The 24,106-nt window shown below is 47.2% G+C and carries 20 protein-coding genes, 1 tRNA gene and 1 pseudogene; 5 read left to right on the top strand and 17 right to left on the bottom strand.

Annotated features, from left to right (window positions below; all coding sequences use genetic code 11):
- Positions 1–13: 13 nt before the first annotated feature.
- Together DESLBE_RS04660 and DESLBE_RS04665 are read right to left on the bottom strand one after the other, a co-directional pair.
- Positions 14–1,765 (bottom strand): ATP-binding cassette domain-containing protein, encoded by a 1,752-nt coding sequence (locus DESLBE_RS04660; protein WP_144675331.1) that lies wholly within the window; start codon positions 1,763–1,765, stop codon positions 14–16.
- Positions 1,766–1,784: 19 nt separating this feature from the next.
- Complete coding sequence (locus DESLBE_RS04665; RefSeq protein WP_144675333.1) at positions 1,785–3,158, bottom strand: ABC transporter substrate-binding protein; 1,374 nt, start codon at positions 3,156–3,158, stop codon at positions 1,785–1,787.
- Positions 3,159–3,680: 522 nt separating this feature from the next.
- On the opposite strand from DESLBE_RS04665, the gene DESLBE_RS04670 reads away from it, so the two are divergent.
- From DESLBE_RS04670 to DESLBE_RS04680, 3 genes are all read left to right on the top strand, one after another.
- Complete coding sequence (locus tag DESLBE_RS04670) at positions 3,681–5,414, top strand: radical SAM protein (RefSeq protein ID WP_144675335.1); 1,734 nt, start codon at positions 3,681–3,683, stop codon at positions 5,412–5,414.
- 74 nt (positions 5,415–5,488) lie between these two features.
- On the top strand, positions 5,489–7,663 hold the full coding sequence (locus tag DESLBE_RS04675; protein WP_172625369.1) for a YcaO-like family protein: 2,175 nt from the start codon (positions 5,489–5,491) through the stop codon (positions 7,661–7,663).
- Between the two features lie 17 nt (positions 7,664–7,680).
- The gene (locus DESLBE_RS04680) at positions 7,681–8,805 is read left to right on the top strand and encodes a radical SAM protein (protein WP_172625370.1); all 1,125 of its coding nucleotides are present in this window, start codon (positions 7,681–7,683) and stop codon (positions 8,803–8,805) included.
- Between the two features lie 88 nt (positions 8,806–8,893).
- On the opposite strand, the gene DESLBE_RS04685 is transcribed toward DESLBE_RS04680, so the two are convergent.
- The 12 genes from DESLBE_RS04685 to DESLBE_RS27390 form a co-directional block, all read right to left on the bottom strand.
- On the bottom strand, positions 8,894–9,403 hold the full coding sequence (locus DESLBE_RS04685) for an N-acetyltransferase (protein ID WP_144675342.1): 510 nt from the start codon (positions 9,401–9,403) through the stop codon (positions 8,894–8,896).
- A gap of 129 nt (positions 9,404–9,532) precedes the next feature.
- The gene (locus tag DESLBE_RS04690; RefSeq protein WP_144675344.1) at positions 9,533–10,483 is read right to left on the bottom strand and encodes a GGDEF domain-containing protein; all 951 of its coding nucleotides are present in this window, start codon (positions 10,481–10,483) and stop codon (positions 9,533–9,535) included.
- Positions 10,484–10,931: 448 nt separating this feature from the next.
- Positions 10,932–11,567 (bottom strand): TetR/AcrR family transcriptional regulator, encoded by a 636-nt coding sequence (locus tag DESLBE_RS04695; protein ID WP_005816849.1) that lies wholly within the window; start codon positions 11,565–11,567, stop codon positions 10,932–10,934.
- Positions 11,568–11,626: 59 nt separating this feature from the next.
- Positions 11,627–12,802 carry an efflux RND transporter periplasmic adaptor subunit gene (locus tag DESLBE_RS04700; RefSeq protein WP_144675346.1) on the bottom strand — a complete coding sequence of 392 codons (1,176 nt, stop codon included), beginning with the start codon at positions 12,800–12,802 and terminating at the stop codon, positions 11,627–11,629.
- A 31-nt stretch (positions 12,803–12,833) separates the two neighbouring features.
- Entirely contained in the window at positions 12,834–15,212 is a 2,379-nt protein-coding gene (locus DESLBE_RS04705) for an ABC transporter permease (protein WP_144675348.1), read from the bottom strand.
- On the bottom strand, positions 15,212–15,916 hold the full coding sequence (locus DESLBE_RS04710) for an ABC transporter ATP-binding protein (RefSeq protein WP_144675350.1): 705 nt from the start codon (positions 15,914–15,916) through the stop codon (positions 15,212–15,214). The genes DESLBE_RS04705 and DESLBE_RS04710 overlap by 1 nt, the downstream gene beginning before the upstream one ends.
- A 456-nt stretch (positions 15,917–16,372) precedes the next feature.
- Entirely contained in the window at positions 16,373–17,599 is a 1,227-nt protein-coding gene (locus DESLBE_RS04715) for a histidine kinase (protein WP_144675352.1), read from the bottom strand.
- Positions 17,600–17,838: 239 nt separating this feature from the next.
- Positions 17,839–18,222: a hypothetical protein gene (locus DESLBE_RS04720; protein ID WP_144675354.1), complete on the bottom strand. Its 384-nt coding sequence runs from the start codon at positions 18,220–18,222 to the stop codon at positions 17,839–17,841.
- 229 nt (positions 18,223–18,451) lie between these two features.
- Complete coding sequence (locus DESLBE_RS04725; protein ID WP_144675356.1) at positions 18,452–18,892, bottom strand: GNAT family N-acetyltransferase; 441 nt, start codon at positions 18,890–18,892, stop codon at positions 18,452–18,454.
- 291 nt (positions 18,893–19,183) lie between these two features.
- The gene (locus DESLBE_RS04730) at positions 19,184–20,134 is read right to left on the bottom strand and encodes a hypothetical protein (protein ID WP_144675358.1); all 951 of its coding nucleotides are present in this window, start codon (positions 20,132–20,134) and stop codon (positions 19,184–19,186) included.
- Between the two features lie 269 nt (positions 20,135–20,403).
- Positions 20,404–20,577, bottom strand: a complete 174-nt coding sequence (locus tag DESLBE_RS27385; RefSeq protein ID WP_348981617.1) for a hypothetical protein — start codon at positions 20,575–20,577, stop codon at positions 20,404–20,406.
- Complete coding sequence (locus DESLBE_RS27390) at positions 20,574–20,732, bottom strand: hypothetical protein (RefSeq protein ID WP_348981618.1); 159 nt, start codon at positions 20,730–20,732, stop codon at positions 20,574–20,576. The genes DESLBE_RS27385 and DESLBE_RS27390 overlap by 4 nt, the downstream gene beginning before the upstream one ends.
- A 139-nt stretch (positions 20,733–20,871) precedes the next feature.
- Between DESLBE_RS27390 and DESLBE_RS04740 the strand changes: the two genes are divergently transcribed.
- Together DESLBE_RS04740 and DESLBE_RS26890 are read left to right on the top strand one after the other, a co-directional pair.
- Positions 20,872–21,288: a hypothetical protein gene (locus tag DESLBE_RS04740; protein ID WP_144675360.1), complete on the top strand. Its 417-nt coding sequence runs from the start codon at positions 20,872–20,874 to the stop codon at positions 21,286–21,288.
- 77 nt (positions 21,289–21,365) lie between these two features.
- Positions 21,366–21,938: pseudogene (locus tag DESLBE_RS26890) on the top strand (site-specific integrase).
- Positions 21,939–22,076: 138 nt separating this feature from the next.
- Here the strand turns inward: DESLBE_RS26890 and DESLBE_RS04755 are convergent.
- The 3 genes from DESLBE_RS04755 to accD form a co-directional block, all read right to left on the bottom strand.
- A tRNA-Leu gene (locus DESLBE_RS04755) sits at positions 22,077–22,163 on the bottom strand.
- Positions 22,164–22,231: 68 nt separating this feature from the next.
- Positions 22,232–23,191, bottom strand: coding sequence for an acetyl-CoA carboxylase carboxyltransferase subunit alpha (locus DESLBE_RS04760; protein ID WP_005814659.1), 960 nt, complete (start codon positions 23,189–23,191; stop codon positions 22,232–22,234).
- On the bottom strand, positions 23,191–24,105 hold the full coding sequence (gene accD, locus DESLBE_RS04765; RefSeq protein WP_144675366.1) for an acetyl-CoA carboxylase, carboxyltransferase subunit beta: 915 nt from the start codon (positions 24,103–24,105) through the stop codon (positions 23,191–23,193). Before accD ends, DESLBE_RS04760 begins: the two co-directional genes overlap by 1 nt.
- Position 24,106 lies beyond the last annotated feature (1 nt).

Genomic DNA, 24,106 nt, shown 5'->3' on the forward strand with positions numbered 1-24,106 from the left:
CTCCTTACTAATTTTACTGACATTCCATCTGGGCTCCCATGAGAAGCCGGTAAGGGGCAGACGTTTCCATCAGCTCTTCATGGGTTCCCGAATCGATGATTTTGCCCTGCTCCACAACGCAGATCTGCTCGGCCTGCATGATGGTGGACATTCTGTGGGCGATGACCAGGGCTGTTTTTCCCTGCAACAGCTCATGGAAACTCTGCTGTATCTCTATTTCGTTCCTCCGGTCAAGGGAAGAGGTGGCCTCATCGAAAATAAGGATGGGAGCGTTTTTTAGGAATGCTCTGGCTATGGCGATCCTTTGGCGTTCTCCCCCGGAGAACCGGGCACCCTTTTCCCCCAACAAAGTGTCATATCCTTTGGGCAGCTCCTGAATGAAATCATGGATATTAGCTTTTTTCGCTGCTGCCACAACTTCCTCAAAGGTGGCGCTGTCTCGGCCGATCCGTATGTTGTCCAGCACGCTTCCGTAGAACAGATGGCTATCCTGCCAGACGGCGGAGATCAGGCCCTGGATTTGCGCAACATTTTTTTCGCTGAGAGTGTCATCCCCTATTTGAATGCGGCCGGACTCTACAGGATAAAAACCGGCCAACAGGCTGGTTATGGTGGATTTCCCACTGCCGGAAGGTCCCACAATCGCCGTCATCGTTCCCTTCGGAACTGTAAATGAGATATCGTGCAGCACCTCCCCCTCCGCCTTCGGGTAGGCAAAACACACCTTGTGAAAAACAATGTCGCTGCCCAATGATTCAGGATTCAGACCGGATCCAACCTGGGCCTTTGGCATCAGGGACAGCCGGACCGGCTCCTCCAGCAAAGCATGGATGGAATAGGAAGCGGTGATGCCCCGATACCCCATATGCCAGGAACTGCCAAGCTGCATCATTGGCGAAAAACAGGCGCTCACCAGAAATAAGGTGTAGACAAGATAGGCAGAAGCACCGCCCCCTGCCATGGCTTGCACAACGGCCACGGCAATGGAAAAGGCGCCGCCAAATCTGACCAGAAATTCCATAATCCCTGTTTCCAAAACCGTTATCCGCAATTGAGACATAATGTCCCGGCGCAGTTCTTCCCCTTTGGCGCGGATGTATTCGCTCCGTCTCCGGTTGGCATTAAAGGCCTTGAGGGTCACCATCCCCTGAATGCTGTCAAGGCAGTCGGCATAATACACCGTATGAGCCTGCCATTCCTTTTCCCCCCTCTCTTTGGTCAGGGAATAAAACAGCATCGGGCAGACAAACAAGCCTATACAAGAGAGCAGGCAGATTAGGGCGGTCACTCTGTCCAGCCCCTGTAAAACCGCCAGGATGAGGATGGCGTTGGCCGCCGTGGAAATACAGGTAGGCAGGTACATGACATAGTAATTGCTCAGCCACTCCACCTTGTTGGAGATGGTATTGGCAATATCGCCGGTTCGCTTTTGGGCGGTATAAGCAGGGCCCAGTTGAAATAACTTCATCATCAGGCCTTCCCGCAGCCGGGTTTTGATGCCAATGCTGCTTTGGTTGGCCAGGTAGGTTTTTTGCTTAACCAGCAAAAACCGCATAACCAGAAGAACAGCAATGACGATAAAGGGCTGCCCTATGTGGCTGAAAAAAGGCAGGGGCCGGGCACCGATCATCATCTCAATGGCAAAAGCCAGACATGCGGCAATGCCGGTTCCCATCAGCGTCACCAGCAATTCCAGAACGCTTGCAGCCGCCACAAGGGAGCCGTTCCCCCTGGCGAATTGAATCAGGTTTTTGTTGATGAACATAAGGCAACTCCTTAGGGTTTTAGAGCAAATTCGGGTAAAAGACGTTGATCATTTTTTTGATGGCCCGGGTGTTTTGGGCGCTGGGGAACACCTCCATCAAGGACAATTTCAAAAACCGGTTGTTTCTGACCGCCGACGTGCCCTTCAATTCACTGCGTCTCCGCAGGTAAGCGATCTTTTCCTCCGCCGTCATACTGTCGTCATACTGATGGACGATGATTATTTCCGGGTCCCCTTTCGCGATTTCACGCCAATCTGTGGCAATGTATCCGGATTTTTTATCATGAAAAATGTTCTTGCCGCCGGAAAGATGGATAAGGTCATTTTCCAGGGTGTCCCCGGCGGAAGTGCGGGGAACCGCTTTGCCGCTGTCATAAACAAACACCCGCACATTGCCTTCCTCAGTCAGGCAGCGCCTCAGACAGGCAATCTCCCTTCGCCATTGTTCGACCAGTTGAACGGCTATATCCTCCACCCGAAACAATTTGCCCAGGTTCAGGATATCCCGATAGGTGCTTTCCAGGGTTGCATGGGCGGGAACAGTCCCTTCGTGTATGTATATATTGATGTTCGGCTGCCTGCGTTTGAGGGTTTCCATATTGATGGTCTTTGTTGAATAGAAAGAACCGATCACAAGGTCCGCCTCTAAGTGAATCAGCTCCTCAATGGTGGGCACCCCTTGGTCCTGATAGGTGAGAACAGGTATGGACTCCAGCAGATTCCTGTATTGGGGCAGCACATTGGCCAAGGTGGTTTCCGCCGGCGCCACAGCGATCATCGGCCCGGATACCCCTAGGGCAGCCAACAGCTCCGCCGTTCCATAGGAAAGGGGCACCACCCGCTTGGGAGCTGCAAGAGAGGAGATGATCGTGCCCATATTGACCACTGAACGCTCTGAGCAGCTGTACATGTGGGAGATTTCCTTGGACAAATGCAGATGAAAAGGATCGATCTGTATTTCCTCCAATTTGCTGCGCAGGCGTTCCACATAAGCCCTGCCCACCATAATGCGTTCACCGTTGGACATAATAGCCTCCATTCTATGGTTGTCGGCGTTTCTCACACAATGCAGATAGGCAAGATTGATAATGCAGTTCTTGCTGATCCGGACAAATATCGTGTTGTCCAGCATTTTCTCCAATTCCAGCAGACTGCTTTTGCACAGGAAAACCCGGTGTTCATCGTAAAAAAAGGTTTTCTTGTCAACGCTGTCTATGTAGAGAACGCAGTCCAGGGGAATGTAAAACTGCTTGTCGTCGATATGACCCTTAATGGAAAATGAAAACTGACGGATGTAATCTACCAGATATTTCAGCCGTTTGTCCAGGCAACAACAATTGATGATAACCTCCGTCTCCTTGATGTTCGGATTCTGGTTAATTGTGACTTTCATCCCTTAATACCTCTTTCAACACCTCTTCTATACTTCGTTGCCTGCACTCCACGATGCTTACACAAGAGTTAGCCTAGGCTTACTCTTTGTTCTAATTATATTTCTTCCAGCCGGAATATCAATTCTTTTTTGACAAACTGCCCTAATCCGGCACAGAACAACCAAAATCACTTTGGGGTATTGACGCCTGAAAATAAGTGGTATAAATTGGTGTTAGCCGACTCTAACTTTTTTGTCGGAATGAGCTATGAAGGGAGGCTTATCTATGAATATTGCCATCATCGGTGAAAACGAACAAAACACTACCTCTATCAACAACAGCGATCATCACCTTATTTGCTAGTATGATGATACGGGAACCTGCCTTGGCAAGGATGCCAAGGTAAGGGCTTAGCCGGGGGTCGCCTTCGCCGTGACCTCCGGTTAACTCTATGTCTCCCCCAGGATGTCACTGTGTAAATTAACTATTGTGAAATCATTCATATAAATCCCTTTATATAATGCGTCTCAAGGAGCGAGATCATGAAGACCTCAAAGAAGATTCATATCCTCTGCGTTCCCTTCACCTCCCTTACTATGCCTTCACTTGAAGTCTCAACACTAAAAGCTGTTTTAAAGGAACATGATGTGGATGCCGAAATCCTGACCCCGTTTTATGACTATGCCTGTTGCCTGGGCGGGGATGTATACTGCCGTATTTCCGAGTCGATTGTCGGGCAGGCAATATTCTCCGCATTATTGTTTCCCCACCACCAACCGGTTTTAAAGAAAGGAATCGGGGAGCATATTCCTCCGGATGAATTCCAGCAGCACATACAGAACAGTGAATGCTTTTGCCGGGAGTATGCCGATGGATTTGCCGGCAAGCTGAAGGAAAACGACATCGTTTTGTTTCACCTGTACGTCAGTCAGCTCTTCCCTGCCCTCTATCTGGCCAAGCTGCTGTACAAAAAGTATGGTGTCCAAATCTGGTTCAGCGGTCATCATTGCCAGGGAAAATGCGGCGAAAGCCTGCAAAAGCTGTTTCCCTTTATCCGGCAGGTCATCGACCGGGACCTGGAACACAGGGTATTGCAGCTGCTTGGCAAATCCGGGCTGACGCAACCCCATCAGATGTGGGAATACCCGACTCCGGATTATGAAGATTTTTGGACGGCGATGAACAGACTTCCGGCCGAATTCAAAGAGGGGCATGTGGGACACTTCTGGCTGCAGGTTGAGTTCAGCCGGGGATGCTGGTGGAATCAGTGTTCATTTTGCACCTTAAACTGCCACTGGTCATCCTTTACCCACAAGAGTGTGAACGGGATCATCAGGGACTACAAGTGTCTGCTCTCGAAATACCAAACGACACAAATCCTGGTCAACGAATTCAACAGCGGTGATCAGTGGGAAAGCCTCATCCTGCGGCTCAACCAGGAATTTCCGGGAATGCGGGGCACCTACTACCTTTTGTTTAAAGTGTCTGCCGTCAAAGAGGAACGGGCCATGCAGCTGCTGGCAGAAAACCATATCCCGATCCTGCTCGGAGTGGAAAGCTTTGCCAAAGATTATCTGCGTCTGATCAACAAAGGACACAGGGTGATCGAAAGCATACAACTCTTGAAGTTTGCGGAGCGGCATCATGTGAATTGCAACTACAATATTATGTTTTCCCTGCCTTTTGAGCGGGAAGAGGATTATGACGAAACAAAAAGGGTCATTTCCTATATCAAACATCTGGTTCCCCCCTTTGATCTGGAAGTATTCCGGCTCACCTACGGCTCACCGATTTACGATGATCCGGACCGGTACGGAATTGAGAAGATGATGCTGAGGGAACATTACGAGGGCCTGCTGCTCCCGATGGAGCTCCATGATCACTATACCCCCTTTTTTTATGATTTCGACTCCGTCAACCCCGGAATCCGAGAACGGGAGGCCCGTTGGCGGGAACTGATTCAAGGCTGGAGCGACCTGTATTATAAGGATGCCCAAAAGGGGCGTCCCAAGCTGCATTGCCTTCTGTATAAGCGGCAATGGGACGACCTGCTGGATATCTATGATGCCCGGGAGGGCAAAGGGTATCATGTGCACACTTTATCGGGAATAGAACGCGCCCTGTATGAATACTGCGACCAGGTTCGTGAATACCGCCATATTATAGAACAATTCAATACTGTGGAAGAATCCCGCCTGCAAACCCTGCTGGATGCTTTCGTATCGCAAAAACTAATGTTTAAGGAGGATGCCAACTACTTAAGTTTGGCTGTATAGATATGAATTATAATCCACAAATCGTACCAAGAATCACCCCATCTTTCAGCAGTGTATCCTTGGGAAAGGGGCGTGTGGCAACGACTGTGAACGGTGAGTTCAAGCTCATACAGTGCTCACCCTCCGCCCTCGATTCAGTACTTGCCCTGATTGATGGTCAAAACACTTTTGGGCAGATTGAACAGAACTTGCAAAGCAAGTATCCCTTGGATGGTATCCGGACCTATTTATCCATACTGCTTCAAGAGCAAGTCATTGAAGAGGTTACCGGCAACCGCCCCGGCAATCCGTGCCCGTCAACTGTGCTTGTGGTGGGCGAGGGCAGAATGGCACAGATCTTGAAAGACCAAGCCCCCCAGAGGAATATGAAGCTCCTCTCCTTCCCTGCTGAAAACGCCTCATCTATCCCCGATTCCACGGCCGACCTTGCCGTCATAGCGCCGTCTGCCGCTCATTACGGCCAAATCTTCAAGCTGAACAACGCCTTGATCCACAGGAATATCCCCTTTGTATCCTGCTACTACAATGGTGACACCGTGGTTGTCGGGCCTTTTGTCATTCCGGGCAAAACCTCTTGCCTGGAATGCGCCGCCACCTACCACTTGGAGGATCTCAACCGCAAATTGCGCCCCAATCAACAGCTCCCCATCGCTGAAATTTCCGATTTGCAAATGGCTTACCCAATTCCTGATGCTTTCAGAAACTCATTATTGGAGTATTTGGGGGACATGCTTCTGGAGGAGATCGGCCAATTCCTAAATGGTTCCGATTCCCTTCATTTGCTGGATAGCGAAAAGCACTTCTTTTCTGGGCACTGCGCGCCTCAGGAAATCAAAATAGCCCCTACTACGGCCTGCCGATGCTGCCATGGTCTTAGCCGCACTTATATCAGACAAGGCGAAACCAGCCTCCCAGGTTTTACGGAAGTTTTTTCACCGGGCCACCGGCCGATTCGGTATACAACCGGCGGCTTCCGGTCCTGCAGCCTTGAAGATACACAGAACTTCATCCGGGAAGCCTTGATGAAAACCGGGCTTGACATAAACATCGCGAGAGTACAAAATAATCCCTTTGACCGTTTTCTTCCGGTCTTTCGCGGCAGCGTCAAGGCCAATCATCGCAATCAAACCCCTTATTATTTCAAGGATTTGGTTGTACATGGCAAGGGCCTTCACGAAACACAGGCCTTCTTATCAGCGTCTTATGAAATGGCAGAACGCCTGAGTGCAAAGTTTTACGGCGACATTCCCATTGTGGAAGCGCCCTACCAGGACATAGGGGATCGGGCCATTGATTTGAAGAGCTATGTGGATCGGATTGTCAACCAAGCAACAGGTTACGAGACCTTCCGCGATGATCTTCCTATCGATTGGGTCTGCGCCAAGTCCCTGGTCAGCGGGAAGGCCAAATTCGTACCCGCACACATGGTTTTCCTGGGAGACAATCGTTTCAAAGGGCAGCTCTTCAGCAACGGATCATCCGGCTTGGCGGCCGGGGCAACCCTTGAGGATGCCATCCTGCAGGGATTGTTTGAGGTCATTGAGCATGATGCCTGGATGATCGGGCAGGCCAACCGGTTCACATTGCCCCTGGTAGACCACGACTCATCGAGCAATCAACAGCTGAAAGACCTGATTCATGGGATTCATTCCCTGGGGTATCGTGTCATCACAAGGGATTACTCAAACGACCTTGGCTTTCCGGTATTCCGAACATGGATCGTCAACCCCAACAGCTACACCCATTATGGGTTAAGTGGTTTTGGCGCATCACTATCTGCGGAAATCGCCCTTGAGCGCTCGGTGACCGAAGCCATCCAATCGTCGGACAATCAATCCATGACACGCAAGACCTTTTTCGGCAGACACCGGGCCGCTCATCTCGCCGATGCCTCGGATTCCATTTATTGCCTGGACTACTTTCATCAGCGTGATATTCTGGGGCAGTCTGCCGTCAACAAGGTGCAGGACAGCTTGGCGATCAGGGATAAAAGCGTACGGGATCTGATCGAGATGGCCATTGAACAGCTCAGGAGTAAAATGCCGGACTGCGATGTCCTGTATGTTGACTTGAGCCGGGAAGTACTTAATATTCCAGCTGTGCGGGTGATTGTAACCGGTGACATCCAAATACTTAATTACCCTCTTGTCTTGGTAAGCCCCCGAACCTACCATTTTGGACCCAACATGCAACATTCCCAATCTCCGGCCGAATACAAGGACTTATACCTGGGCCGATATCCTCACTGAACGGGGAGGCGATGGTTGTGGATTTTAAATTTCCCACGAAAACAGAAGAGATCTATGGAAGCTTTGCGCCGGGCACAAAGACTTTGGAGCTCCATTCCCAAACAATGACCTTCCGCCCAAGTTGGAAGGACGAGACCGGCAGACTGTATATCATCTTCTCCACGGAATGCAACCTGAGATGCATCTATTGTTTTCAAAACGGTATGCGGCGTTCCAACGGGGATTTGGCTATTGATCAACTGCAAACCTATATCGGTGAACTGCAAAACGAGATCCAGGAAATCGTTCTGTTTGGAGGCGAGCCTTTACTGCACAGCAATATTGATGTCATCGCTTCTGTTTTGGAACAATTCGATTATCTCAGATTTATTATTTTTACCAACGGCAATTTTGACAGGGAGTATCTGGATTTAATCGATCTATACAGCTATACCATCGCCGGTATCACCATCTCTCTGGATGGCCCCCGGGAAATCCACAACCGCAGACGTGTAAACCCAAGGCAGGATTCCTATGCTGCCATTATGGAAAACCTGCTGGCCCTGGCAAAGCTTGGTGTCAATACCACGGTGTCAATCAATGTTGACCGGTCGAATGCCGAGGCAATCCATCGGTTATTCGATGATATCCTGAAATTCGAAAGCCTCTACAACATGAATTACATCCTCAATCCGGTGAAATATATCCAAAACGCGATCACCTACCAGGATTTATTCGACCTGTACTTTTTGCTGAAGTCCCGCTATCCACTGAAAATCTTCTTGAACAACCGGCTTATCGACAATTTATCCAGCCTGTTTGCCAACAAGCCCTTATCCAGATCCCGCTGCAACCTGGCCAAAACCCTCGTTCTCAACATTCCGGAGGGCAGCATCTTCGCCTGCCCGCAAAACGCCGATACCAAAATCGGGAGCATTACCCCGCAGGGAATCACGGTTAACAGAGCGCCGATTGACCATTATCTCTCTCTGACCAGATACAGCAATGCCAAATGCGGGGCCTGTGATCTGAATTATATCTGTCCCTTCGGCTGCCCTTTCATTGAAACGGAATCGGATTGCCGTCACACGGTGGAGCTTTTGCTGCAAAAGGCCCTGGATCATTTTGAGCTTTTGGTTGATGTAAAGGAGTTGGGTGTGTAGCCGTCCTTGACATTAAAAAAATCATCCCCATCAGGAAGATGAGGATGATTTCATTTTTTTATAGTCGGATTTATAACCGAAATCCGGCTTAAATACCGAATTCTTTGGCATAGGTTACAGCGCCTTTGATCGGCTTGGCATTTTCCTGTAATTTAATGGCCATAAAATTCTCATCAGGCATTCCGACTGGAACTTCAATCCCTAATCGTCTGGCAGGAATATAACCTGAACGCGGGTAATATTGCTCACTCCCCAAAACAAGTGAATACTGGTAACCTAATGCTTGGGCGGCCTTGTGACCTTCTGCAATAAGGGCGGTGCCAATTCCTTGTTGCTGATACTCAGGCAATACGGATAAAGGCGCTAAAACAAGCACTGTATCCTGACCAACTTTCCCTTCAGTAAACATGATATGCCCGGCGATTCTGCCATCAATCTCCGCGACTAATGATAAACCCGGTACAAATGCCTCACTGTTTCTTAAAGCGGTCACTAAATTCTGCTCGTTCCCATCGCTGTGTTCTATTGTTGAAAAAGCTGTTTTTACAAGGTCACATATCTGAGCATAGTCTTCCTTTGTTTCTTGTCTGATTAGCATTAACTTGCCTCCTTATTCTTGCAGGACACCACTCATCCCAACATACAATTCTACCGCCTATAACTATACCAGAAAACATGCATAAAGCCAGCTGCTTTCAATAATGCTATGAGGGTCGTTACCCGGCCATCACTTGAAAACCTGGCTGCTCCCGAAGGCTGTGACTCTGTTTTTCCCTGCCTTCTTTGAAGCGTATAGGTTTTCATCTGCTTCAGCGATAATAGCATCAATGGTCATTCCGGCCATTTTTTTAGTTGAAAACTCTGCGACTCCCACGCTGAATGTAGGTGAAAAGCCGAGTTCGTTCATACAGGCAGTGCGAAATGAGGTTGAAATTCGCTGCAGAGCTTTGATTACAAGCCGGGAAACCATACCAGGAAAGATCAGCATAAACTCTTCACCGCCAAACCTTCCTACAATGTCCTGTTTGCGTGTGTTTGTGAAGGCCACGGAGCAGAACAGGTTGAGAACCCTGTCCCCTGTCAAGTGACCATACCGATCATTTACTAATTTAAAATCGTCAATGTCGATCATGGCCACTGTCAGCCCCTCCTTTCCGGTGGTGAGATTCTTTAGTGAGTTAATAAGAGCATATTTATTCATTGCTCCTGTCGCAGCATCCAGCGAAAGCAGGTTTTTGAGCAATTCCTCATATTCCATTTGGGTTGTGATATCTACAAAAGACAGTATGCCAAGCACTTCATCATCTGTTTCAACACGTGATGCGCTTACCTTAAACCACTTCTTCCGATTGGTCCCATCAATTATGAAATCGTGTTCGACAACCGTTTCCAGGATATTGGCGCCTTCCAGCATGGCCGTACTGAGAACCTTGCGCAGGCCGCAATCGTGGCAATGGCCGCCCTCGCCACAGCTTTTCCCGGTCAAATATATATCAGAACATTGGAACGCGTTACCGAGCATGCGCTCATGAAAGTCCTGGGGATCAATATTGAAGGTTGCAAGCATATAGTTATTAATCCTTTTTAAAGATGTATCTTCGTTCACAACGACCAGCCCGATCGGACTGTTCTCAAACACCACCCGAAACAAATGGGGTGAAATATTACCATTTAGCATTTTATGGTTCACTCCTTTTTGAGCTCAAGCTTTCCGATGGTGCTTCCATAATGGCATCCCTTCTATTCAAAAGGAACCGGCGGTGGGATTTTCTGCTTCCCGCCGCCGGTTCCTTTTCGGATTATTTCCGGATTCTCTCTCTGGAGTTTTGCTTACGCAGGAGGAAATCGGCGGCGAAGAGAGCTGCAAATACTACGGAGAAATAGAGTAATCATGATGCTCTGATTTCCATTAACTATATCAGAGCTTGCTGAACATATTCTGAACATGTAATCATAGAGGGGTTTGCTTCCTAGTAAGAAGCAAACCCCTCTATTAGATTACTCAAGGAAGCGCCGGAATGGGTATGATAATTTCCATACGCTGTTGGACAATTCCTGAATAGATATGACGAGCACCGGGATTATCTTTCGCTTCTTTTTTGCGTATGCGGAGCGTCCACGATTTGCTATCTTTCATAGACTCCATACTTCAGGATATCCACATACTTCGCAAACAGCTCGGCATAGCGTACGATATTCTTATTGATCTCATCCTTGATGATGGTGTTCAGATCCTTGCCCTTCAAATCATTGGTGATTAACTGGCCCACATAATAGGAAACCATATGCAGCAGATCGTCCACCAAGTGAATATCGATGCCCGGCCGGAAACCCTCGTTGTTCATATGCCGGAACAGACTGTCGTGAGCCTGGTTATGCCTGGCGTCGATCTCTTCTTTGAGCTCCGCCGGCGTATTGACAAAGGCCTGCAGCATAAATAAAAAGAGCTCTGGTTTTTTCTGCATCAATTCTTTATAGTACTCACCCAGATTATCGAAGACATTGATATTGATAACCGGGCCGCCCGCGTATTCCTCAAAATAATCCTGGATAAAAAACTCCATGATATACTCGACAAGATAAAGATAGAGATTCTTTTTATTTTTAAAGTAAAGGAACAATACGCCTTTGGAAATTCCCAGCCGTTTGACAATGGTATTGGTGGAAGCGTTTTGATAGCCGTTTTCAATAAATTCTTCGATACAAACCTGGATAATTTGCTCCTTTTTACCGTCCGGCAGCTTCTCGAAGGTTTCATACATGAGGTTCAGCTTTCCTTTCTGTCAGCGATTCATTTCGTCCATTTTATCATAATTTGTGCTTATTGTAATGGACTCAGGATCCGCGTTCCTTCTTCGATGCTGTTATCAGGGGCGGACAATACCGTCTCCCCCTCCTGCAGTCCCTCTGTGATTTCGCACAAGGACTCATTTTGAATTCCCCTTTGCACCGCCCGCAGGGCAGCCTTTCCCTCTTCGACGGTGAAGACGCAGCTTTGGCCCCGGTAGTCGAATACGGCGCCGGCGGGCACGATAACCACGCCGCTCTTTGTTTCGGTAATGACCCTGACATCCACCTCAGACCCCGGCAGCAAAGCAACCTTGGCATCGAGAGGCTTGATGGTTACGGTGACCTTCTTCTGCTTGACGCCAAGAGAGGATACTTCATCCTCAGCAGTGGGTGCGATCTTGACCACAGTTCCCGCCAGCGTCTGCTGCTCTTTCGTGCGGACGGTAAGGGTAGCTTTGTTCCCGACTTGGATGCTGGCGGCATCTTCGGCCAGGATTTTGGCTTGGATCTCCAGGTTTTCCGTATCGCCGATGACAAATGCCACTGTTCCAGGCACGCCGAAGGCATTGACTTCGACCCTTTTTTGCAGAATGGTGCCCTTGAGCGGTGCCAGGACCTGCTGCTTGCTCAGGGCCAGGGAGCTGTTGGCCACGCTCAGTTCAGCCTGTTCCAGCGCCGCCTGATTGCCGGACCGGACTGCTTCGGCACTCTTTAACGCAGCTTCCTTCTGGGTTAGTTCCCACTCACTGGCTGCTCCTGCCTCGGCCAGGGACCTGGTGTTGTCATAATCCTTCAGCGCCATGGTATAGGCTTCCTCTCCGGCAGCAGATTGGGCTTTGGCTTGATTCAGCAGTTCTGCCGCATTTTTCAGGGAAATTTCCAACTGCTCCCGATCCATGCTCAGAAGCAGATCTCCTTTTTGGACCTGCTGACCTGTTTCGACGGCAATGCGCTTGATCAGCCCGCTTCCTTCCAGATAAACCGTCGCGGAGTCGCTGCACTTCACTTCGCCGGTCTCTTCTACATATTTTTGGATATCGCCGAGCTTGGCGGGTGCTGTTTCCGCCGGCGTGCCCCGATTGGAGAGGGTCCAGCCCAGGCCTGCCGCCAGCACGAGCAGGATACCGATGACCCAGAGCAGCTTTTTAGTCAATCTCATGTTCCGTTTATCGTTCTTCACTTTCTGCAAATCCGTTGGAATGTTCATCTTTTTCAACCTCCTTATCTCGTTGGCACCTTCATTCCGCGCTTTTCAGGGATTCGACCATATCGATGGCGGTTATTTTGTTTCTGAGCAGCCAATTGGCGATTGCCGTGAAGGCGATAATCAGGGCGGCAGCGAGCAGGTAATTGGCCGGCTCCATCACCATCGGCAGCTGCATGGTCTCCGTGGCCTGGGTATCGATGGCCACCCCGGCAATAAACCTGCCCAGAGGGGCACCGATCAGTATCCCGAAGGCGCTGATAAAGAAATTCTCATTGAATACCAGGCTCTTCAGTTCCGCGGAAGTGAAGCCGAGTACGGAAAGTGTGGCAATCTCTCTCCGGCGTTCAAAGATATTGATATTCGTAATGTTGTAGATCACGGCGATGGTTAATATACTAGCCCCGAACAGCATGAAAAAGATGATACTGTTCATGGATTGGAGCTGCTTGTTGGTATTGGCGACCACTTCCGCTTTGGACTGGATCGTATTGATCGTCAAAATATCTTCCAGTTTTGCCGTCACTTCTTTTTCATATTGCCCGTCGTCCAGCTTAATATGGGCCCCATTGACCACCGCGCCTTCATCCAGCAGATAATCGATATAATCCATACTGCAAACCGCGCTCTGTCCGATAAATTGCGATGTTTCACCCTTCACGACCACCGTTTTTTTGTCCCTGTCCGTGTTCTTACCCGGATAATAAGAGCGAAGTGTCACCCGGTCGCCCGTATGCAGGCCCAGAGTTTCCATGAGCCGGGCGGGCAGGAGGACCCCGTTCGACGGCAGAATCGCCGCTTTCCCCTTCCGGTCATAGACACCGTATAATTGGGCTTCCCGGTCCAGCGCCAGGACGCCAATATCTTTCTTCTTCCAGCCATAGGTAAGTTCCATTCCGGTCTCCAGCACCGGTTCGACAGACTTTACGTGAGCCAGGTTTCTGATAGTGCTGAGCTCATCGACCGCCAGCATTTGCGTAAAATTGATTTTCAGATCAAACTTCTGAATTTCTTCATACTGCATGGCCATCAGGTTGCCCATGGAGCTCCGGAAGGCCAGGGCGATGAGCAATAAGGCCATGGAAAAGATGACCCCGACGGAGGCCAGGGCTGAGCGCCGCTTATACCTGAACAGGTTGCGGAAGATGATCTTCCAGCTGAAATTAAGGCGCTGCCAAAAGAAGCCGAGGTTTTCCAGCAGCGTCTTTCTGCCGGAAGCGGGCGGTTTCGGCCGCATGGACTCCGCCGGTACCAGGCGCAGCTCCTTGCGGCAGGCATTATATCCGGCGAATACGCAGAAGAACAAGGCTGTAAGCGAAGCCGGCACCACCATGGCCAGCTGGACGGACGAATTCTCCGTCGGCAGATTGTAAAAGCTGTTGAATATGCCGAGCAGAGCTTCGCCGATGAAGAATAACCCGATCAGGGAGCCCAGAATGCTCCCCAGGATTCCCACCAGCAGCGGATAGGTCTGGTAATGCAGCATAATGTCCCAATCGCTGTAACCCAGCGCCTTGAATACGCCCATCAATGTCCGCTGGTTTTCAATCATGCGGGTCATAGTAATATAGATGATGACCGCAGAGGCGATAAAGAACAGCATAGGGAAAATCGCCGCCATGGATTGCAGTCCCGTTTCATCCGAGTGAAACATACTGTAGCTGATCTGATCTTTTTTCTCGACGGTGCTTACCAGGCCGTAAGGAGCCAGCATCTTTTCCAGCTCAGCCTTGACCTTTTTGCTGTCGCCGTCTTTGGTCAGGAGAACGCTGATATCGTTTACCGAGCCTTTGTAATCGAGGATGGTCTGCAAATAGGAGGCTTGAACATAAATAACACCGAACTTTTCATGATCGGGGAACACCTCCGTGGCATCGCGGATTTCATACATGTATTCAGGACCTTTAACCGTTCCCACAATGGAAAGCTTTACCCGTTCCCCGTTCACAATGGGCTCGATGGTCTGGCCGATCACCAGGTGATTGGCCTTGAAGAAATCCTCGGATACAAGGCATTGGTTGGCCGCATCGGCCGAAAAATAGCTGCCTGCTTTGAGCATGATGTCGTTGACAACAGCCCGTTTTTGGTCGGGAAGGGAAATCAGTCTGACCACAGCGTTCCTGTCTTCCATAAAAATCCGGACATCCTGCAAGACCCTTCCCTCCGCCATTTTGACTCCGGGAATCGCCCTTACCCGCTCGATTACCCCTTCCGGCGCCCGGTAAACCGTACTCGACAAATCGGCCAGTCTATATTCCGTGAAGTACTTCTGCCCCGCTCCGGAAAAGATGTCCAGTGCCGAATACAGGCCCGTATAGAACATGACTCCGATGATCACCACCGCCAGGACCGATATAAACTGCCCTTTGGCCTCCTTCAGATCCCGCAAGGATTTTTTCAGGAAGATCAGCATTACCATTCAATCCTTTCAATGGGCAGAGGATTCCGGTTGATTTCAACGGCTTCCACTCTGCCGTTTTTTATTTTGATCACCTTATCCGCCATCTGGGCAATGGAACTGTTGTGGGTAATGATCATCACCGTTTTCTGAAAGTTGCGGCTCACATCGTGGAGCAGTTTGAGAATCGCTTTGCCGGTGACATAGTCCAACGCGCCCGTCGGTTCGTCGCATAAAAGCAAGGTGGGATTTTTGGCCACCGCTCTGGCGATGGAGACGCGCTGCTGCTCACCGCCGGAAAGCTGGGCCGGGAAATTTTGCATCCGTTCCCCGAGACCGACGTTTTCCAGAATCGCGGCCGCTGGCAGCGGCTCGTCGCTGATCTGCGCCGCGATCTCGACGTTTTCCAGAGCAGTGAGATTGGGCATTAGATTATAGAATTGAAAAATAAAGCCAATGCACTTTCTCCGGTATAAGGTAAGCTCGTTGCGGTTGAACTGCGTAATATCCTGGCCGTTGACCACCACCTCGCCGGAGGTGGCGCTGTCCATACCGCCTAAAATATTGAGCACAGTGCTTTTGCCTGCGCCGCTGGGCCCGAGAACCACCACCAGTTCGCCCTGCCCGACTTCAAAAGAAATTCCGTCTGCAGCCCTGATCCTGATTTCACCCATGATATATTCTTTTACTACTTCCGTAAGCCTGATCATCGGTTCCATTTCCCGCCCTCCTCTATGGAAACATCCTGTTCGGCTGGATTCAGTCCAGCAGGCAAAAGTTAGTTTGTTCGAACTTCCGACCCTATGATTTATTGTAAGAGATCTTTTTCCACTTGTAAATGACCATATGGTCATTATTTAATTATTTTTTAGCTGTATATGTTATGGCGCACTTCGGGGCACACCCGGCCGCCGGATCTCCCAACCAATGATCAGGGCTGATCGCGGTAACGGTTTGAGCGTCTTAGCGGCAAACAAAAAAACGGCCTGAACGAAGATCCATCGTTCAAACCGTTGCGATGATTAAACTGATTAGCTTTTGCTTTGACTCCTTCTTCTTGCTTTAAGCGCTGATTCTATGGGCCCGACAACACATATGCAACCATATTTTCTATAATACCAGGTGCAGGCTTTTCGCCGTCAACAATAATTGCGTTAATATATTGCAGCACCTCTTTATGCGATGATGTCTGATAGTGTTATTGTTACCGTAGTTCCTCCTCCTTCTGTGCTCTGTATATCAAGCTGTGCGTCTTGCCAACTTTTTACACGCCTGCTTACATTGAAAAAGCCGACTCCTTCCTTTGACGATTCGCTGTTCTTTAATTTATTGAGCAGCTCCGCCCCCATTCCTATCCCTGTGTCACTGATCTTTATGATAATAGTCCCTTCGCTCTTTTGCGCTGATATAAGGACGGTTCCACCGGCAGCTTTTTTGCACAGCCCGTGCTTTATCGCGTTTTCCACCAAAGGCTGAAGGCAAAACGAAGGTATTTCCATGCTTAGCAGCTCCGGTTCAATCGTATATTCAATACTGATTTGCCCGCCGAAACGGGCTTTTTCTATTGCAACATAAGCCTTAATCAATTCGATTTCTCTCTCTAAGGATACCAGCATCGATTTATGGTCGACGTCAAAAACAAGCCTTAAATATTTACTGAAATTGATAAGCAGACTCGCTGCCCTTTCGCTGTCCGTGTAGCAAAACGATACCATCGTGTTGATAGCGTTATACAAAAAATGAGGCTTGATCTGCGCCTGCAGAAAAGCGAGCTCGTTTTTAGCCGCTTCTTCATGGGAACTGGTAATCGCCGCGAAATTATCGTGATAGTGCTGTATCAGCATTTTCGCCATTAAATATGAGCCAACGAACATTAAGCAGGTAATGAATATCTGCATAACCATACGGCTGTCCATGTTCCCGGTGACATACATTTTAACGCCAAACAGCATAAGTGAAAGCATACTCGCCAGAAAAACCCAACGGGTTATCTTCACTTTTGAAAAAATTGCCGAAATAAATATGGAAAGCATGAAGGTGCATAGTAAAACCACTGCAATCTCATGAGCCATAATCAGGTAGAAGGAATAGATTACGAGGATAAAGCTGCACAAATACTCTTTGGCCTGAATCGGAACCCGAGCAGAGCGAACCAATAAATCGGCTAGTAAATTCAGGGCACAAGTACCTATCGTGGGCGCAATGATAAAGTATTTCAAATAAATGTCGGGAGGATTGACAAGGTAGTCTCTTGCCCCCAAATACCAGGCGACATGGGCGAAGGCCATTAGGGCAACGCAAATATACCCGATATTTACGATATAGCGGCACCATTTGATTGAATCCATGGGTGTTTTGATTTTATATCCGGTGTCTCTGTGTATAACCGCTCTTTTTAACATAGAACATCTCGCCCCTCAAACCTTATCCCTTTGCTCGTCAGAAATAATCTCCAGGCTATCGCTAATATTACATTTTAAGGTAGTGCATAGTTTCCTGTACAAAAAAGATATAACTCCCCTTTGCCGGAAAATTATATCTTTCTGGAAAAATAGTGAACAAAGATTTTTAAGATTAATCCAAGTCCAAACTATGCAACCATCCAACAGATACTTTGGAAATTTTTGCATTTCCCATGTCGTTACTTAGATCTTTCCCATGCATTTGTTTGGCTGTTTTTTTGCAGCTTCAACTTGTATTCATCATTTCCACTGTAAAAATATATTTCATCGCAAGATGGGGATAACTCAACTTGAAATTCATTTTTAGCGCCTATATTACTGTTCAATCCGTATGTTGAATAAAAGGTAATGCGTTTTTTATTGCCGTCTTCACTGGTTTTAAGCGTTCTTACATACCCCATACTACTTGCTACACCAACTTTTAGGGTTATCATCTTGCCATCTTCGGATAGTGAGTAATCAACCAGCATAACACTTGCCATTTTTCCCCCAGTAGATAAAAACAGCAATCCGATTACTATGATTATTGTAAGTACAGCAATAACTCCTAGTTTCTTTTTCATAGAAGCTTCTCCTTAGATTTATCTCGTGAAAATCATATCAAACCCGCGTTTGCGATTCCTGTTCTAAGCATAGGAGCAATAATTTATAATTATTTTAACACTTGGGGAAACAAAAAGAAACCGATAATTTCGGCAGGAAATTTATCGGTTTCTTTGGCGTTATGATGAAAAAAGTTTTTAACGATCATTTGATCTTTAAATTGAATTTATATGTAAATAAGTCATTATCCTAAATTACATCAAGTATCATCTGAATATGAGGAATTCCATCCTCAAGGAATTCTTCCGAAACCTGCTTAAATCCTTGCTGTTCATAGAACTCTTTGGCATATGTCTGTGCTTCTATTTTTATAGCAGCTGCCCCTAACCTATTCTTGGCAACCTTTATTCCTTCTGAGAGGATTCTGCTGCCTATGCCACACCGTCTTTTCACAGCGATCACTCTGCCGATTGATACCTCATTAAAAGAGACGCCCTTATCAACAACTCGTAAATATGCCTGGATTCCGCAATCATCCTTCAGATATATGTGAAATGATTGTTTGTCTTTACCGTCGATCTCCTGATAAGAACAATTCTGTTCAACAACAAACACTGCAACTCTTATTTTAAGAATCTCATACAATTCCTCGGCCGTCAGCTCTTCAAATCTTTTTACTATAAGTTCCATTATTACCCTATCTTTCGTCTTTAAATTCTTGTTTGTATGGATCGTAGTTATTAAAACCAAGACTGCATCTATAATACCAGATTTTTGGGCATGAAAAAAGATATCTCATCTATATGCCTCTGACGAGGGATGTGTGACAAGTTTAAAAAGCAAGAACCCCCGTTCGACCACCGGGAGTTCTTGCTTTTATATTAAAGAAAGGGGCAATGAACTTCACCGCCGCAGCCCACTATACTATATGTCCATAGCGAGTAAAGCGTGACAACCATATAAAAAACAGAAACCCTGCTTCTAATCTCTGATACTTACGTTTCTATTTTTGATTTTATATATGAGCCGTGGATTATAATCTTTTAGATCTTCAATATTGATATATATTCTAGATCCATTTTCACGTCTACCATAGAAGTGCTTGAAAACAAATCTTATGTATAAATACATGGTCATTACATACAGAGAAGCAAATAAGTAGTACATTTCGAACTTAATTTCGTTCTCTTTTTCAAAGTACCCATTCAAGAAAAATACAATATATGCCGTTATTCCCAATATAAAGATAATCATTATAATATGAGTTGTAACTTGTCGTTCAAAATGCTTATACTTTCTCCTTATTATAGCTGATCGTTGCCTTATGTTAATTCTATTAAATGATAAGATAATTAAACTCCAGTCTACTCGCCTATCTCCATTAAAACCAGCATAGTTCCAACACAAGCCAAAAACAGAACCAAATATTGTAACGGCGATAATGAATACTATGCTATGTACTTTCAAACTTATCCCTATTCCATACACGCAATAGCAAGCCACTATTACCGAAACCAAAAAGTAACAAATTGCGCCCCATCTATGTATTCTAAAAAATAAATCTTTAAACCTATTATCAACCTGATCATATATTTTTTTATTTCCTATTCTTTCCGAAGTATCTATTTCTTTTATGCACTCGAACAACCTAGATGAAATCTTAAGGATTGCGGCAATTGAATAGACAATGCAAACTAAAGCTGAAAAAATAAGTGGCACTATTATAACTTGAAGCATTTGTTCATTAGATAAAGGTTCCCGAACAAATAAATCACTTACAAACATGATCATTTCTGCTAAATAGAATGTTAATAACGCTTCCAAAGGAGCTTGAATAACATTTCCTTTGTGATAATAGATAATATCTCTCAAACTGCATTTTTTACTAATCAAGGAGATCTTTTCAAACCAACTTACGAATTCACTGCTCATTTTCTCCCTCCTATAAAATTTCAGACTATTCCATCTTTCGCTGAGTATCTCATATCCAATCTGTCGAAGTCTCGTGAAAAATGTCCGCAAATAGAAAAGCAGAAACCCAGCGCATCAAATTTGCACCGGGTTTTTGCTTGCGGAAAGACATTCACTCACTATACTATATGTCCCTACCGCCATGGATGTGACAGGCACCGATTAGTTTTCGGTGCTATTTTCGTGGGCGATTATCCTATAGACTTACTTCGCGGCTGTTAAGCATCTTTTCAAAAGCCTCTTCTATCATCTTTTGCCGATTTAGTATCATCCATTCCCTTAATAAATGCCTCAACATCTCCTTCTAAACCAGCTTTACGAGCAGCACTATTCCGAAGCATCGTTCGGCTCATATTAAAGCGCTCCGCGATAGATGTATAGTCACCCGACATAAGTTCTTTCAACGAAAAAGCAGCCCCCCTAATCTTTCGGTTGGATTAAGTTTTGGGAGCCGCATTGCCAACCTATTTAATTGTTCTAAATTGCCCGGGTCCATTGTATTGGACATAAAGGACATTGTTCCAGCCAAAGACGCGTCCACATCTTGTCCTAAGTTCAAGGTATTCCTCCTGTTATTTTTAATAAATTGGCAAAAGCGATAATCAAAGCTTGAATCCTCAATCTAAATTATCAGTAGCAATAACCTTATGGTTTGAGTATAATTTTGGTAAAAGTAATACAGATCGGAGGGATTGATATTGCCTGTATTCGGAAGCAGGGATTGGTATGGGAACCTTGCCTGTAACTTCATGTATGTTCAGGGAATTAGCGACTTTGATGATAATAGCAGTGTTAGACTTACTCAAGAAGATGCAGAGCAAAGGCTTTCTATCGCTTTGCGAATAGGGAAAGATAAAACTCCCAAATACCTCTTTTACGATCAGATAGTTTCCATTGAAATTAAGAAGAAGCATGGAACAAGAAATCGCGATTTCTCTATCAGCTATCATCCAGCAAATAACCCTGACGATGTAAAGATTCTTCTATTCGAGATTGTCGACGCTTCTCTCCATTGGAGAAAATTCATTGGGGCACTCAAGAGTAAAATTCCTCAGTCACCTGAACCTGAACAACTTGATTCTCAGCCTGAGCCAGAAGTTTCTCAATATCTCTAGGAAATCATCTTAATAAAGGTAAAAATGCCAGATCATAAAGAACTGGCATTTGCTTTGTAAGAGAGGCTAGAGACGCTGTGACGTTGGCCTTAGAAATTGGCGCCAGAGCCGGCGAGATCCAAGCCCTAAAATGGTCAGACATAGATTTCGATACCTGGATGGTGAATATCTGCAAGTCACGGCAATATCTGCCCGACATGGGCTCCTTTGAGAAGAGCACAAAAAATAAAAGCAGTAACCGTAAAATTCGCCTATCAGCAGGCACTATATTTTTATTGCGCCAACTCAAAGGTGAACAAGATGCCCGATCTGATGAACTTGGCACTAAGTGGGTAGACAGCGATGCCGTATTCATTGGATGGAATGGCCAACAAGTTAATGCCACATGGGCCTCCTGCTGGTGGAGAAAATAGATTCGAAAAACTGATCTACCCATCAAAACCTTCCATAACCTACGGCACACATGCATTAGTTTATTGATGGAAGCCGGGGCCAATCCGCTGGAAATCGCTAGGATGGTTGGCCATTCAAATGCCGAAATGATCTGGAAGGATTATGGCCACGCCACAGAAAAAGAAAGCTTTAACGGTGCCGATATGCGGGGGATAATGACAAAAAAGCAAAGCGAATCCATAAGTAAAGTAAACTAAACTAAAAAAGGCCAACCCCAAAGGGCTGACCTCAGCTTAAATCAAATGTTCCAGTTTTGTTCCACCTAATTTTTATTACTTCGAATGTCGTGGAAAATAAAAAATTCCTGCAAGTATTGCAGGAATTGATTTTTAGCTTGGTGCGAGTGGTCGGAGTCGAACCGACACATCCGTAAAGATAACGGTTTTTGAGACCGTCGCGTCTGCCTGTTCCGCCACACTCGCATGCTGCCTGAGCAGGTCACCTCGGCAATAGGTGACTTAAATATAATAGCATAGAATTTGAAAATGTGTCAAGCCTTCTCTTCAAATTCTCCGTAGTTCATAAGTTTTTCATAACGCATAGTTCGCAGCTCATCCGGTGGGAGTTCTCGAAGTTCCGCCAGGGCTTCGGCAATGGTCTTCTTCATTTCCTCGGCGGTCCGCTCCACACTCCGGTGGGCTCCACCCAGGGGTTCCTTGATAATGCCGTCGGCGATTCCCAGCTCCAGGAGATCCTGGGCGGTGAATTTTAAAGCGGAAGCCGCTTCCTTAGCTTTGCCCGGATCCTTCCAGAGAATTGAGGCACAACTTTCCGGGGCAATGACCGAATAGAAGGAATTCTCCAGCAGCAAGACCTTGTTCCCCACACCTAAGGCCAAGGCGCCGCCGCTGCCGCCTTCCCCGATGACGGTGCAGATAATCGGAACGCTATAGCCTGCCATGGCCTGTAAGCAGCGGGCAATGGCTTCCCCTTGCCCCCGTTCTTCTGCTTCAAGATCGCAAGCCGCACCGGGAGTATCGATAAAGGTGAGGATGGGGCGGTGAAATTTTTCCGCCTGATCCATCAGGCGGAGAGCTTTCCGGTATCCTTCCGGATGGGGCATGCCAAAGTTTCGCTGAATATTCTCCTTAGTCCCTCTCCCTTTGATATGGGAAACCACCGTGACGGGAATCCCTTGAAAGATGGCGATACCGCCCACGATAGCCTTGTCGTCGGCAAAGAGACGATCCCCTTTGAACTCCATAAAATCCTCAAAAAGCAGCGGGGCATAATCGTAAAAATTCGGTCGTTCCATATGGCGGGCAATCTGAACCTTTTGCCAAGGTTCCAGGTTGCCGTAAATTTCTTTTCTTAATCGTACCAGTCTGCGCATGAGCTTGGAGATTTCCGGCGAAAGATTGATATCCTTCTCTTTGGAGAATTCCTGCAGCTCCGCGATCTTCTGTTCAAGTTCAAGAATTGGCTTTTCAAAATCAAAATGTTGAGCCATTAAACTGCCCCTTCCTGATGATAACGCAGCAAACGTCCTAGAACCTTTCTCATCTCTGCTCGTTCCACTACACAATCAATCTGTCCGTGGCTCTGATTGAATTCAGCAGTCTGGGCACCTTCCGGAAGTTCTTTACGCATGGTTTGCTTGATGACACGGGGACCTGTAAAGCCGATCAGTGCACCCGGTTCAGCGATATGTATATCTCCTAAGGAGGCATAGCTGGCTGTGACTCCCCCGAAAGTAGGATCGGTCAATACGGAAATATAGAGCAGCCCTTCCTCGGCCAAACGCCCTAAGGCCGCGCTGGTCTTAGCCATTTGGTACAAGGAGAGGATTCCCTCCTGCATGCGTGCTCCGCCGGAAGTGGAAAAAATAATCACCGGACAGCGCAGTTCGATAGCCCGCTCAATAGCGCGGGTAATCTTCTCTCCGGTCACAGAGCCCATACTGCCCATCATGAAGTTCCCCTCATTAAAAGCCAGAACCACCGGCATTCCTTCGATGCTGGCCTGGCCTGTAAGTACGGATTCCGAAACATCAGATTTCTGATAGGCTTCCGCCAGCTTTTCCTCATAATCGGGAAAGCTCAGCGGATTCGTGGTCTGAAGCTCCTGATCCCATTCTGCGAAACTCCCCGGATCAACCAGATGTTCAAGTCTCTCCCGGGCCGGGATGCGGAAATGATAACTGCAGGTCAGACAGACTCTTTGGTTCTCCACCAAATCCTTATTAAACAGCGCTTCGCCGCATTTAGGACATTTCACCCAGAGACCGTCAGGGAGCTCTTTGCGGGTGGATTCCTGTTCCGGAGAGGGCTCGTCGAAATAAGCCCGCCCCCCTTCCGAATTTTTCGGAGGCAGCGAACTGAGAGTTGCGTATTTGCGTTTTTTACGAAATATATCTTTTAACATA

This window comes from Desulfitobacterium sp. LBE, from assembly GCF_007830365.1.
GTDB lineage: Bacteria > Bacillota > Desulfitobacteriia > Desulfitobacteriales > Desulfitobacteriaceae > Desulfitobacterium > Desulfitobacterium hafniense.